The 12,961-nt window shown below is 66.4% G+C and carries 9 protein-coding genes; 6 read left to right on the top strand and 3 right to left on the bottom strand.

The features are described from left to right. Window positions 1-179: 179 nt before the first annotated feature. Window positions 180-947 (bottom strand): sulfite exporter TauE/SafE family protein, encoded by a 768-nt coding sequence (locus ACQP0C_RS02050; protein WP_433730008.1) that lies wholly within the window; start codon window positions 945-947, stop codon window positions 180-182. A 284-nt stretch (window positions 948-1,231) separates the two neighbouring features. Here ACQP0C_RS02050 and leuA point away from each other — a divergent pair, with 284 nt between their 5' ends. After that, window positions 1,232-3,025: a 2-isopropylmalate synthase gene (leuA, locus tag ACQP0C_RS02045; RefSeq protein ID WP_433730006.1), complete on the top strand. Its 1,794-nt coding sequence runs from the start codon at window positions 1,232-1,234 to the stop codon at window positions 3,023-3,025. Window positions 3,026-3,175: 150 nt separating this feature from the next. Here the strand turns inward: leuA and ACQP0C_RS02040 are convergent, their stop codons facing one another. Then, on the bottom strand, window positions 3,176-3,919 hold the full coding sequence (locus ACQP0C_RS02040) for an SDR family NAD(P)-dependent oxidoreductase (protein ID WP_433730004.1): 744 nt from the start codon (window positions 3,917-3,919) through the stop codon (window positions 3,176-3,178). Window positions 3,920-5,073: 1,154 nt separating this feature from the next. On the opposite strand from ACQP0C_RS02040, the gene ACQP0C_RS02035 reads away from it, so the two are divergent. Beyond that, entirely contained in the window at window positions 5,074-6,579 is a 1,506-nt protein-coding gene (locus ACQP0C_RS02035) for an AAA family ATPase (RefSeq protein ID WP_433734394.1), read from the top strand. 476 nt (window positions 6,580-7,055) lie between these two features. Here ACQP0C_RS02035 and ACQP0C_RS02030 read toward each other — a convergent pair whose 3' ends face one another. Then, complete coding sequence (locus tag ACQP0C_RS02030) at window positions 7,056-7,952, bottom strand: LysR family transcriptional regulator (RefSeq protein WP_433734393.1); 897 nt, start codon at window positions 7,950-7,952, stop codon at window positions 7,056-7,058. Between ACQP0C_RS02030 and ACQP0C_RS02025 the strand changes: the two genes are divergently transcribed. From ACQP0C_RS02025 to ACQP0C_RS02010, 4 genes are all read left to right on the top strand, one after another. Continuing rightward, window positions 7,843-8,460: a hypothetical protein gene (locus ACQP0C_RS02025; RefSeq protein ID WP_433734841.1), complete on the top strand. Its 618-nt coding sequence runs from the start codon at window positions 7,843-7,845 to the stop codon at window positions 8,458-8,460. The two genes, ACQP0C_RS02030 and ACQP0C_RS02025, sit on opposite strands and share 110 nt — an antisense overlap. Before the next feature lie 168 nt (window positions 8,461-8,628). Beyond that, on the top strand, window positions 8,629-8,949 hold the full coding sequence (locus tag ACQP0C_RS02020; protein WP_433730002.1) for a hypothetical protein: 321 nt from the start codon (window positions 8,629-8,631) through the stop codon (window positions 8,947-8,949). Between the two features lie 89 nt (window positions 8,950-9,038). Next, window positions 9,039-10,010 (top strand): EamA family transporter, encoded by a 972-nt coding sequence (locus ACQP0C_RS02015; RefSeq protein WP_433730000.1) that lies wholly within the window; start codon window positions 9,039-9,041, stop codon window positions 10,008-10,010. Window positions 10,011-11,178: 1,168 nt separating this feature from the next. Further along, entirely contained in the window at window positions 11,179-12,954 is a 1,776-nt protein-coding gene (locus ACQP0C_RS02010) for a hydroxysqualene dehydroxylase (protein WP_433729998.1), read from the top strand. The last annotated feature ends 7 nt before the right edge of the window (window positions 12,955-12,961 follow it).

Here is a 12,961-nt window from a genome sequence, read left to right as displayed (position 1 = left end):
CGTTGCGAACCCGGCCCACGTCGTCCTCCTTTGGGACCAATCCCGCTCCGCCGCAAGTGCGTCCGCACTAGGGGCTGCACATCTCGAGTGCCATGTACTTCCTCCACCTCAGGTCGGATTCGCCGGTCGACAAGACTATTGCCGCTCGGCCCTCGAGCCCACCACCGCGCCGCTCGGTGCTAGGCCATCAGCAATCGGACGACGGCGATGCTGCCGACCACCACGATCACCCCGCGCAGGACATTGGGCGGCATCCGCCTGCCCATCTTCGCGCCCAACTGCCCGCCGATGATCGAGCCGACGGCGATCAGCGCCGCCACCCGCCAGTCGACATGGGCGATCAGCGTGAAGATCACCGCGGAGACCGCGTTGACCAGCAGTCCGAGCACATTCTTCACGCCGTTGAGGCGCTGGATGTCGTCGTGTACGAATACCCCGAGCAGGCCGATCAGCAGCACGCCCTGCGCCGCGCCGAAATAGCCGCCGTAGATGCCGCACGCGAAGACCGCGAGGAACAGGATCAGGCCACCGTGTTCGGGTTGCGGACCGGTATCGGCCTCGCGGCGCTGTTTCACCCAGCGCGCCAGCCGCGGCTGCACCACGACCAGGATCAGCGCCGCGATGATCAGCAGCGGGACGATGGCCTTGAAGGCCGACGCGGGAAGCGTGAGCAGCAGAATCGCGCCGGTGGTGCCGCCGAGCAGGGACGCGGTGCCGAGCCGGACCAGCCTGGCGCGCTGTCCGGCGAGTTCGCGCCGGTAGCCGTGCGCGCCGCTGATTCCGCCCGGGACCAGACCGATGGTGTTCGACACATTCGCCGTGACCGGCGGGATCCCGAAAGCGAGCAGCACCGGGAAGGTAATGAGGGTGCCCGATCCCACAATGGTGTTGATGCCGCCCGCCGCGATACCCGCGCCGAAAACGGCCAGTTGCTCCAGCCAAGTCATCTGCACTACCTCTTACGTCCCGTCGGAGCCTGTGGTTGATGTCACAGGGATCCGTACCGGCGTTCACCAGCCGGTCGGAACGCTAATCGTTACGTCGGATGACCGGACGATGGGGACCGGCCTTTCATCGGCGCATTGCCGCACTGTAAACTCGCCGACATCATGCAGCGGGCACTTCTTCTCGGCCGCCGCGGCGGGGTCTGATCGGACCGGCTTCCCGTCGCGGGGTTCTGCGGCGCCGGTCGACCCCATAACTGGGATCCACCACACCCTGGAGAAATCGCATGTCCCCCGCTGACGCTTTCGTATCCGGCACGCGCACCATCACACCGCCGGCCAAGCCCGCGCCCGCCGACCAGCCCGCCTGGAACCGGCAGCAGAACTCGTCCATGCCGACCTTCCGCTACCGGCCCTTCGCCGAGGAGGTCGAGCCGATCACGCTGCCCGAGCGCACCTGGCCGGACAAGATCATCGACCGCGCCCCCGGCTGGTGCGCCGTCGACCTGCGCGATGGCAACCAGGCGCTGATCGATCCGATGAGCCCCGCCCGCAAGCGCCGCATGTTCGACCTGCTGGTGCGGATGGGCTACAAGGAGATCGAGGTCGGCTTCCCGTCGGCCAGCCAGACCGATTTCGACTTCGTCCGCGAGATCATCGAGGACGGGGCCATTCCCGAGGACGTCAGCATCCAGGTGCTGACGCAGTGTCGCGCCGAGCTGATCGAGCGCACCTTCGAGGCGTGTGCCGGTGCGGCCAATGTGATCGTCCACTTCTACAACTCGACCTCGGTGCTGCAGCGGCGTGTGGTGTTCCGCGCGGACCAGGCGGCGGTGAAGAAGATCGCGACCGATGCCGCGAAGCTGTGCCTGGAGATCGAAAAGAAGTATCCGGACACCAACTGGCGCTACGAGTACAGCCCGGAGTCCTACACCGGCACCGAGCTGTCCTACGCCAAGGAGGTCTGCGACGCGGTCACCGAGATCATCGCGCCGACCCCGGCCAAGCCGATGATCATCAACCTGCCCGCGACCGTCGAGATGGCAACCCCGAATGTGTACGCCGATTCGATCGAATGGATGAGCCGCAATCTGGCCCGCCGCGATTCGATCGTGCTGTCGCTGCACCCGCACAATGACCGCGGCACCGCGGTGGCCGCCGCCGAACTGGGTTACCAGGCCGGCGCCGATCGCATCGAGGGCTGCCTGTTCGGCAACGGTGAGCGCACCGGCAATGTCTGCCTGGTGACGCTGGGGATGAATCTGTTCTCCCGCGGCGTGGATCCGCAGATCAACTTCTCCGATATCGACGAGATCCGCCGCACCGTCGAATACTGCAACCAGCTGCCGGTGCACGAACGCCACCCGTACGGCGGCGATCTGGTCTACACCGCGTTCTCCGGATCGCACCAGGACGCGATCAACAAGGGTCTGGATGCGATGAAGGCGGCGGCCGACGCGGCCGATTCGGATGTCGACGACATCGTCTGGGAGGTGCCCTACCTGCCGATCGACCCGAAGGACGTCGGGCGCACCTACGAGGCCGTCATCCGGGTCAACTCGCAGTCCGGCAAGGGCGGCGTCGCCTACATCATGAAGACCGACCACGGGCTGGTGCTGCCGCGCCGGCTGCAGATCGAGTTCTCCCAGGCGATCCAGAAGATCACTGACGGTGAGGGCGGCGAGGTCTCGCCCAAGGAGATGTGGGACGTCTTCGCCGAGGAGTACCTGAGCCCGATCCGCCCACTGGAGCGGATGCGCCAGAAGGTCACCGCCTCGGAAACCGACGGTGGCGTCGACGCGATCGCCGCGGTGGTGAAGGTCGACGGCGTGGAGCAGGAGATCACCGGCGCGGGCAATGGACCGCTCGCCGCCTTCGTCGACGCGATCGCGACGGTCGGCTTCGATGTGCGGGTGCTGGATTACTCCGAGCACGCGATGTCGGCTGGTGATGACGCACAGGCCGCGGCGTATGTGGAATGCGCGATCGGCGACAAGGTGGTTTGGGGTGTGGGTATCGCCACGTCCATTACGACCGCGTCGCTGCGGGCTGTCGTGTCGGCGGTCAATCGGGCGCACTGAGGCGGGACCTCGCCGCGCTGAAGCGCTGGGCAACGCCGAGAATGCCAGCGGCGGAACCACTTTCCGATTTCGGCCCGGGCCTTTATTCGTAGGGCTCAGGCCGAAATCGCTGCTGGACCTGGCGTCGACAGCCTCGTGGTTACGAGGTGGTCACCACCCCACGGGTCCGAGGCGGTCGACGAAAATCCCGGTCGGCCCGTCCGCGTCGATCATCGCAAGTTCGACGATCGAGTCAGTGCCCTCGGTGACCGTCAGCTGACCGGTGTGATTGTTCATATCGGTGGCGGCGAAGGTGTGGTTGGCGACTTCTCCGGGGGTCGCGACATTGAACTTGATCTGCGGGAGAGCCTGGGCGTAGCGAACGGTGATCATGTTCAGCGCCGCTTTCGACGAGGTGTAGGCGAGTTCGTGCATTTTCGAGACGGGCTGCTCGGGATCGGTCACGACCGCGAAGGAACCGACGGCGCTGGACACCATCACCACTCGCGGATTGTCGGCCTTTTGCAGCAGGGGCAGGAACGCGTGCGTGACCCTGATCGGGCCGTAGACGTTGGTGTCGTAGACGGAATGAATTTCGTCGACCGTCGCGTCCACGGGCGCAATAACCCTCCCGGGCGCGCCTGCGTTGTTGATCAGCACATCCAGCCGGTCGGTGTGCGCGCGAACGAGTCGTACCGCGTCGGCCACCGACTCGTCCGAGGTCACATCCAGCGGCACCAGGACCACGTTCGCGCCGCCGGCGGTCAGCGTCTCGGCCGCCGCCCGTCCGCGGGCTTCGTCACGCGATCCGAGGAAGATCGCCCAACCCCGTTCCCCCAGCCGCCGGGCCGCCTCGAGTCCGAGGCCCTTGTTGGCCCCGGTGATCAGCACCGAGGTCTGTTCTGTGTTCGTCATGTCCACAAGACGCCGGGTTCCGCTCGGCTGTGACGTCATGTGAGCGCCCTCATAACCTCGTTGGGGCGCGGATTCGACGCAGGTACAGCTTGTGTTTTCGGGGGTGCGGATTGACGAGTGACGAGGTACAGCGGCCGGTCTGCCCGGGTGCGGGCGTGCTCGACGTAGCGTTGACGGTCAGCTATCCGCGTCATCCGAGTTGCGGACACTCCGAATACCCGAGAACCGGATATCGGGCATTCGCGCGAAGGCGGCACGTCGAGCCATCATCCGGCCGCCGTGTTCCAACCGCGAGCACGGCGGCCGCCGCTGCGGCGTACCCGCTGTGCCGGTCACGGCGTCAGCGAATCCGGATGCGCTGCCTGCGTATTCGCTGGAACGAGCCAGTGTCGAAACCCCCAGGCGTCTTCACCGCCCCATCCTGGAGTCTTTGCGGGTGTTTCTGCTGCTTTGCGATCGGCCCTGCCTTCCTAGGCGACCACATGCGGCCCACGCTCTGCTCACCTTTCTCGGGCGGTACCGACCGAGCTTGCGCGAGCTGCGCTCATGGAGCTGGGCTTTGTTGGGGCCGTGCTCGTTCGGGCCGGGTCCGAGCGATCCGGCACCTCGGCTGAGACCGGGGAGTACGGTGAGAACAGGATGTCCATTGGTGACGATATGTTGCCGATTCGGGCGTCCGAGTCTCGAATTCGCTGTTGGATCAGCGTTTTCGAGACACCTGCTGGCAGTGGTTAGTGGCGGCGTGTCACTCGGCGCGTCTGCTGTATACACCACGGGGCGGGGGCATGAACCCCGTGCTAGCGTTGATTCGCATTCAAGCGCCGAGCTCTCTGCTCGAATTCCGAGCAGATGGGGGAACAGTGACAACTAACGACCACAACCCGACTTCTCCGCCCTGGCTGCAGAGTCATTCGGTGGATACGGCCGAGGTCACCACCGACTCCTCGGGTCAGCACGCGGCGCAGGACGAGGCGGCCGAATCCGCAACCGTCGACGCGGCACCCGAGCACGCAGGCGACGAACACGAGACCGCCGAGGCCACCGACCAGCACGAGTCCTTGCAGCCCGACGAGCCCGCACAGCCGGAGCCCGGGCAGTTCGCCGCATACCCCGCGGGGCCGATGGATCAGACCACGACCTACCCGCAGGCCGGAATGCCGCAGCAGTACGGACCGCCCGACGGCTTCGCGCCGCCCGGTGCGCCGGAGCCGTACGGGCCTTACAGCACTAGCCAATTCGCGCAGCCGGGTCCTGGACACAGTGGTAGCCACCCGGTGCAGCCCGAGCCGTCCTATGGTGAGTTCCGGCAGGAGATCGGGCCCGACGGGCTGGTCCGGCGGGTGCCGCAGGACGGTCAGGGCGATCCGCATGGTCAGGGTGATCCGCAGAGCGGGCCGATCTACAGTTGGGCGCCGCCACCACCGGTGCAGCAGCCGCCGATGTATCAGCAACCGCATATGGGGCAACCGCATATCGGGCAACCGCCCATGGGGCAACCTCCGATGGGGCAACCACCCATGGGTCAGCCGCACGCCGGGCAGCTGCCCTATGCGGAACAGGGCCCACCGGGCTATGTGGATCAGGGGCCGAATACCGGTCAGATGCCGTATGCCGAGCAGGGACCGCCACCCGGATGGCAAGGCGGACCGCCGAATCCGTATCAGCAGCAGCCGTTCCAGCCGCAGCATGTGCCGCAACCTGGGCAGCCAGGGCATTCGGTCAATGATCTGAACCTGCTCAAGCGGGCCAGGAAGGCGCCGCGCAGTGGCTGGCGCCGGGCCGTGCACAAGGCCTCCGGCGGCATGATCAATCCGGGTGAGTCCGCGGCGGATATCGTCTACCGCGATCTCGTCGACCGGGTGAATCAGCCGGTGCGCGGGGACTATCGGATCGCGATCCTCTCGCTCAAGGGTGGTGTCGGCAAGACCACGACCACGGTCGGGCTCGGATCGACGTTCTCCTCGTTGCGCGGCGACCGGGTCATCGCGATCGACGCCAATCCCGACCTCGGCACACTCGCGCACCGGGTGCCGCGGCAGACCCGCTCCACCGTGCGCAACCTGCTCGAGGACCACCACATCACCAGGTACTCCGATGTCCGGGCGCATACCTCCCAGGCACCGAGCCGCCTGGAAGTGCTTGCCAGTGAACAGGATCCAGCGGTTTCCGAGGCCTTCAGCGAGGCCGACTACCGCCAAGCCATCGGCATCCTGCAGTCGTTCTACAACATCATCCTCACCGACTGCGGCACCGGCCTGATGCACTCGGCAATGGCCGGTGTACTGGATATGGCCAGCTCGCTGGTGCTGGTGACCTCGCCAGCCATCGACGGCGCCCGCAGCGCCTCCGCCACCCTGGACTGGCTCGACCACCACGGCTACGGCAAGTTGGTCGAACGAACCGTTGTGGTGGTCAACGCCTCTCGCCGCGGCGCCTCCACCGTCGACCTGGACCAGCTACGCAAACTCTTCCTCGACCGCACCCGAGCAGTCCAGGTGGTCCCCTTCGACGACCACCTCGCCGAGGGCGCCGAAATCGACCTCGAACTGGTCAGCAAACCGACCCGCCGAGCCCTCCTCGAACTAGCCGCGATGGTCGCCGACGACTTCAGCTACATCGGCTCCCAGCAATACCGCCCAACCCCACCCCGCCACCACTAACCCCTCGAACCACGCCGCTACCCCCTGGTTCCGGCACTGGCGCATAACATTTGGCTACCTCGCATAGAGCGCACACTGTGCGAGATAGTCAGCCGCTGTGCGACAGAGGTTGTTGGCACCGACAGGGCCATGCCGCTGCGGATGGTCGCGAGGCCAGCGTCAGCAGCGAGTGCTCGCTTGATGGGTGGCGATGCCGGAAGGGTCCACGACGATCACTCGGTTGCCAATTGATTTGCGGCAATGGCCTTTTGGCGCCAACCGGGAGGGACAAGAACGTACGAGCGACCGCTCGACCACGGCCACTCGGCTACCACCTACTGCGCGGCAGTAGCCGTTTGCCACCAACTAGAACCATGCCCCCAAGAAACAACCTGGACGGGCGATCTCCATGCGGTGATGCAGGTAAACGTCGAGAGCGATGCTGCTTCAGCGCATCTCGATGGAGTGGGAGGCTTGGGGGTGGGGGGCGGTGGTCGCTATTCGGCTGTTACCTGGTGGGCGGCGGTTTGGAAGGCTTTTAGGACTGTGGCTATGGCGGGGCGGGTGGAGGTGTGGGGGCGGGTGGCCAGTTCGTAGAGGCGGGCGGCGCGGACGCCGGACAGGCGTAGGACTGCGAGGTTGGGGTGGGTTACGGCCCAGCGGGGCATGAGGGCTACGCCGTAGTCGGCGGCGACCAGGGTTTCGATGACGCGGAAGTCGTTGAGGCGCTGGGCGATACGGGGTTGGACGCCGGTCATGGTGGCGATGGAGCGCAGGACGTCGTCGACCGGGAAGCCGCCGCGGACGCTGAGCCAGGTTTCCTCTGCGAGTTCGGCGGGCGTCACCTCGGCGCGGCCCGCGAGCGGATGTTCAAGTGCGACAACGACATCGGTGGGTTCGCGCATGATGGTGGTGGTGCTGACGCGTGGGCCCGCGATACCGGGTGAGCGTTCGTCGCGGTGGGTGAGGACGATGTCGTAGTCGGCGAGCAGGCGCGGCACTTCGCTCGGCGGAACATCTTCGTCGCGGGCGATGACCTCGACGCCACCGTCGGCGAGGGCGGGCAGCACTCGCGGCAGCAGTAGTGCGGCGCCGGAGGGAAACAGCGCGACCCGGACGCGACCGCGGGCAGAGCCGCGATAGTGGGCCATCTCGGCCACGGCGCGGTCCATTGCGGCGAGCACCTCGTCGGCGCGGACGACGAGGGCGTGCCCCGCATCGGTGAGGCGCACCCGCCGACCATCGGGCTCGAGCAAGGCGACACCCGCCTCCTTACCGAGCACCTTGAGCTGCTGCGACACCGCAGACGGCGTCATCGAAAGAGCCTCGGCGACAGCCGCGATCGTCCCGCGATCCGCGAATTCGCGCAGCACACGCAGCCGCTCAACCGCCATCGGCGGCCCAAAACGCACGTTCTCCGACACCGCGGCACGCACCGCTCCTGCGGCCGGAAGTGACGCTGCCGTCTCTGATGTTCCAGCGCGTGATGCCGACGCTCGGCCCGCCGACCCCACACCCAATGGCGGCGACCCTGCACCCGATGCAGACAGCGAAGCAGAAGGTGAAGACGACACCTCGGCTGAGGGCGACGCTGTTCCCGATGGAGGCACTGCACCCGATGCAGACAGCGAAACCGAAGGTGAAGACAACACCTCGGCTGAGGGCGACGCTGTTCCCGATGGAGGCACTGCACCCGATGCAGACAGCGAAACCGAAGGCGAAGACAACACCTCGGCTGATGCCAGCACCGCATCCGATGCCGACGCTATGCACGTAGGCGACGCTGAGGCCGATATCGAAGCGGTTGCAAATGCCGCCGCCACAGCTGGCGGCGACACCGTGACCCGGGGCGCGGTTGCGGCCGATGGCGAGGCGATCGCCGGTGTCGACGCGCTGGTCTGAGACGTAGCTGGGGCCGGTGCCGACATCACACACGACGGCGGCCCTGTGCCCGACGGAGACGCTGCGCGTGAAGACGACCCCGCGTCCGACGGCGACAGCGCCAGAGTGGGGGCGGGCGAGGGCGACCCTATGCCGGACTGCGACACAGCATCTGAGGAGGGCGCCACAATGCCCGAGGGCGACGCAGCAGGCGATGACGCACTGGTCTGGGGCGTGGCTGGGACCGACGCAGCAGCCGATGGAGACACTGCGGCCGTCGGCGCGTCCGATGCCGACGCTATGGCCGACGGCGAGAACGCGACCGATGCTGACGGCGACGCTTTGCCCGATGCTGACCCCGCTGCATCCGACGACGATGTGCGCGACAGCGACACTGCGGCCGAGGGCAATGCGGCGGCGGATGCTGATGCCGTGGCCTGGGGGGTCGCCGGTGGTGCGGCGGTTGTAGGGCCGGTGGTCTCGTGCGCCGGTCGCGGGGTGGGCGGGTGATGCGGGTTAGCGACCATTAAGTGATGCTACATTGATAGTGCATATTTATTCGATTGTTCTTATTTGTTTTATTACTCACGATAAAGAACGTGACGAATCGTGATCGACTGCTCGGGCTTGCTGTTGTGGTGCTCTGGGGGCTGAACTTCATTGCCATTCGGGTGGGGCTGGACCACTTTCCGCCCTTCTTTTTCGCTGCGCTGCGGTTCGTGGTGATCGCGGTGCCGGTGGTGATGTTCGTTCCGCGCCCGGAAGTGCCGCTGCGGTGGTTTCTGCTGTACGGCATCGGATTCGGGATTCTGCAGTTCGCGTTCCTGTTCACGGCGATGCGGGCGGGGATGCCGACCGGGTTGTCCTCGCTGGTGCTGCAATCCTCGGCGCCGTTCACGGTTGTGCTGGGTGCGCTGTTGCTCCGGGAGCGGTTGCGGGGGACGCAGTTGTTCGGCATTGCCGTCGCGGTGGCGGGCATCGTGGTGATCGGGGTCGATCGGGCACAGCACGCCGCACTGCTGCCGGTGGTGCTGACACTGGCGGGCGGGCTCGGGTGGGCCTTCGGCAATATCGGGTCCCGGCTGGCCACCGCATCAGGCGGCGTCAACCCGCTGCACCTCACGCTGTGGATGACGGTCGTGCCGCCGATCCCGCTGTTCGCATTGTCCGCACTCACCGAGGGACCGACCACCGGCCTGCGCGCATTGACCGACGCCACCTCGCCCAGCGGCTGGCACGCACTGCTCGGCCTCGCGTATATCGTCGCGCTCGGCACCATCGCGGGCTCCGGTCTGTGGACCTACCTGATGAGCCGCTACCCGGCCAGCACTGTCGCGCCGATATCCCTGCTCGTCCCGGTGGTCGGCATCCTCGCCGCCTGGGCCGCATTCGGTGAGGACCCGACCCCGCTGTCGCTGCTCGGCGGAGCCATCGTGATCGCTGGCGCGTTCGCGGCAACGAAGGCCGGTCGCCGCGATGAGCCCGCGGCAGCGGAATCGGTTGCAACCGTCCCGGAAGCGGAGTCATCGGATCGCCCCCTCGGTAGGCAGCCCCAATTTGTCGAGGCCTGACCCACCAGCGACAACGGACCCGGCCATCACGCCCGGGTCCGTTCCGCTTGCCGATGCAACCACGGCACCCTCGAGCGGCGCACCGCGATGAGCGCCGTGCAAATGCGATCTGTCGCGGCGGTCTCGCCGAAATAGCCACCGAAGGAACCGAATTCGGACACCGACGCGGCGTCAGCATACGGTGGCGGGATGCGCAACAGCGCGCGATCACCTGGCGACGGGATTGCCGCGCTTCGTCACACCAGGGCGAACCGGTTGCGCCGACCAACACCCGACACAGCCTGCGACAACCTCGCCGCCAAGCGAACTACCTGGCGCTTCTGCCAGACCCGGCAGCCCCGGCCACCGAGAAGGCGTCAGCCTTATCGCGGCGGAGACGCGCAGCAGCGCGCCACCTGGCGACAGGATTGCCCCGCGCTTCGTCACACCAGAGCGAACCGGGTGCGCCGAGCCATCGCCATAGCAGGAGTGGCAGGCAGCGCACACCATTAGCCCCGCAACAGCGTTGCCACATCTCGTCACCACAGGACGAACCGGGTGCACCGAACCGTCGGCATGGTCGCGGCGGCGATGGAGGACGAGACACCGCCATCACCCCGCAACAGCATTGCCACATCTCGTCACCACAGGACGAACCGGGTGCACCGAACCGTCGGCATAGTCGCGGCGGCGATGGAGGACGAGACACCGCCATCACCCCGCAACAGCATTGCCACATCTCGTCACCACAGGACGAACCGGGTGCACCGAACCGTCGCCATGGTCGCGGCGGCGATGGAGGACGAGACACCGCCATCACCCCGCAACAGCGTTGCCGCGTCTCGTCACGCCAGAACGAACCGGCTGCACCCTCGACACAGCCTGCGATAAGCAGGCAGCTTCCGCTGCGAGCGAGCTACCTGGCGCTTCCTCCGAACCACGGCAGCAGCGACCGCCGCAACGCCCCGACCTGCGAAGGTTGCGTACAACCTCGGTTCAAGGAAGTAACTCGGGCCGCTCGCACAGCCCGGTAATGTCTGCCCCGCTGTATTCGCGAGCCGGTTGAAAGTAAGACCGATCGGGGGTTCGGGTGGCGGCGTAAGGGGTGGGTCGGGGTGCCCGCCAGTTGTCGCTTTACAGTGTTTGCGGCGGTAGAGGTCAAGTCCCGAGGCTAGGCACAAAGAAGCGCATGGCAGATCAACAGTGGGCGGTTTCGCGGCGAGCAATGCTGCGCGGGACGGTCGCGATGGGGGTAGCGACGGCGGGGGCACTGACGGCCGGTGCGCTGACACCGGTGCCTGCCGCGGGCAGTCCCGGCGGCAGGCGGGTCGCGGTACTCGGCGGTGGGGTCGCGGGTTTGACCGCGGCGCACGAATTGGCCGAGCGTGGATTCCAGGTCACCGTGTACGAGAGACGTGCGCTCGGCGGCAAGGCGCGCAGCATTCCGGTGCCGGGCACCGGGTCTGGGGGACGGCCGGACTTGCCCGGTGAGCACGGCTTCCGATTCTTTCCCGGCTTCTACCAACACATTCCGGATACGATGCGGCGAATTCCGTTCGCGGGCAATCCGAATGGCGTCTGGAACAATCTGATCGGCGTGCCCGAGGCACGTTTCGCGCGACGCGACGGCGACGATTTCCGGCTGCCGCTCGGCCCGAAGGCCCGCACGAGTTTCACTCCGGAGTCGTTCCGCGAAACCGTGGGCGCGACGATTTCGACGGCGCTGAAAATGCCCGCCGATGAGGGTGCCTACTTCGCCGACCGGCTACTGGTCTTCAACTCCAGTTGCGATGCCCGCCGCTACGGCCAGTGGGAATACACGTCGTGGCGTGATTTTGTCGGCGGGCACGAGCGCTCCCACGAATTCCGCGCACTGCTCTCGCGCACGCTGACCAGCATCATGGTGGCCGCGAAGGAGGATGTCGCCAGCGTCCGGACCATCGGCACTATGGGCGAACAGTTCCTTGGCAACCCCTTCGAAATCGGCAACGACGGCGCATTGGACCGGGTATTGAACGGCCCGACCAATTCGGTCTGGATCGATCCGTGGGTGCAGCGGTTGCGTGAACTCGGCGTGCAATTCGCGCTCGGCACCGAGGTGCGCGGGCTGGACGTGCGCGATCGGCGCATCGCCGCGGCCCGCGTCGTCGACGAGACCGGTACCACACGCGGTGTCGACGCCGACTATTTCGTGGTGGCGCTGCCCGCTGAACAGGCCCGCGCACTGTGGTCGCCCGACGTCCTCGCGGTGCGTCCGGAACTGGCCGCGATGGATCGGCTGTTCGTCGACTGGATGAACGGCATCCAGTTCTATCTGCGCAGGCCGATGGACATTTCGCGCGGTCATACCGCCTATATCGATGCGCCGTGGTCGCTCACCTCGATCACCCAGAATCAGCTCTGGACGCGCAAACTCACCGAATTCGGCGACGGCACCGTGCAGGACTGTCTTTCGGTCGATATCTCCGACTGGAACACCCCCGGAATGCTCTACGGCAAACCCGCCAAGGAATGCACGCACGAGGAGATCGCCCGCGAGGTATGGGCCCAGCTCACCGCGCATCTCAATGATCGCGGTGAGCTGCTGCGCGATAACGATCTGCACTCCTGGTTCCTCGATACGGGCATCAGCTGGCAGGAATCCCAGCGGCGCAATGCCAATGCCGACCCGCTGCTGATCAATACCGCCGGTTCCTGGGATTGCCGACCGGAGCCCCACGGCGCGCTCGAAAACCTGTTCCTGGCAGGCGATTACGTGCGCACCAATGTCGACCTCGCGACCATGGAGGGCGCCAACGAATCCGCGCGCGACGCGGTCAACGCCATTCTCGAGGTATCCGGCTCGAATGCCGAACGCTGCCGCAAGTTCACCCTCTACCGGGTCCCTGAGTTGGAACCACTGCGCCGCATCGATGCAGACCGCTACGCGGCAGGTCAGCCGAACCTGTTCGACGTGCGTCTCTAACCCCTGG

Source organism: Nocardia sp. CA-129566, assembly GCF_050956075.1.
Lineage (GTDB): Bacteria > Actinomycetota > Actinomycetes > Mycobacteriales > Mycobacteriaceae > Nocardia.
The sequence above is the reverse complement of the archived record's forward strand: the minus strand, read 5'-3'. Positions and strand labels throughout refer to the sequence as shown.

Bases quoted from the DNA above. Each gene is read 5' to 3' on its own strand.
- ACQP0C_RS02050 (WP_433730008.1), bottom strand. From the start codon at position 947: ATGACTTGGCTGGAGCAACTGGCCGTTTTCGGCGCGGGTATCGCGGCG.
- ACQP0C_RS02020 (WP_433730002.1), top strand. From the start codon at position 8,629: ATGCCCGAGGGCGACGCAGCAGGCGATGACGCACTGGTCTGGGGCGTG.
- ACQP0C_RS02035 (WP_433734394.1), top strand. From the start codon at position 5,074: ATGCCGCAGCAGTACGGACCGCCCGACGGCTTCGCGCCGCCCGGTGCG.
- ACQP0C_RS02010 (WP_433729998.1), top strand. From the start codon at position 11,179: ATGGCAGATCAACAGTGGGCGGTTTCGCGGCGAGCAATGCTGCGCGGG.
- ACQP0C_RS02030 (WP_433734393.1), bottom strand. From the start codon at position 7,952: ATGGCGGTTGAGCGGCTGCGTGTGCTGCGCGAATTCGCGGATCGCGGG.
- ACQP0C_RS02040 (WP_433730004.1), bottom strand. From the start codon at position 3,919: ATGACGAACACAGAACAGACCTCGGTGCTGATCACCGGGGCCAACAAG.
- leuA (WP_433730006.1), top strand. From the start codon at position 1,232: ATGTCCCCCGCTGACGCTTTCGTATCCGGCACGCGCACCATCACACCG.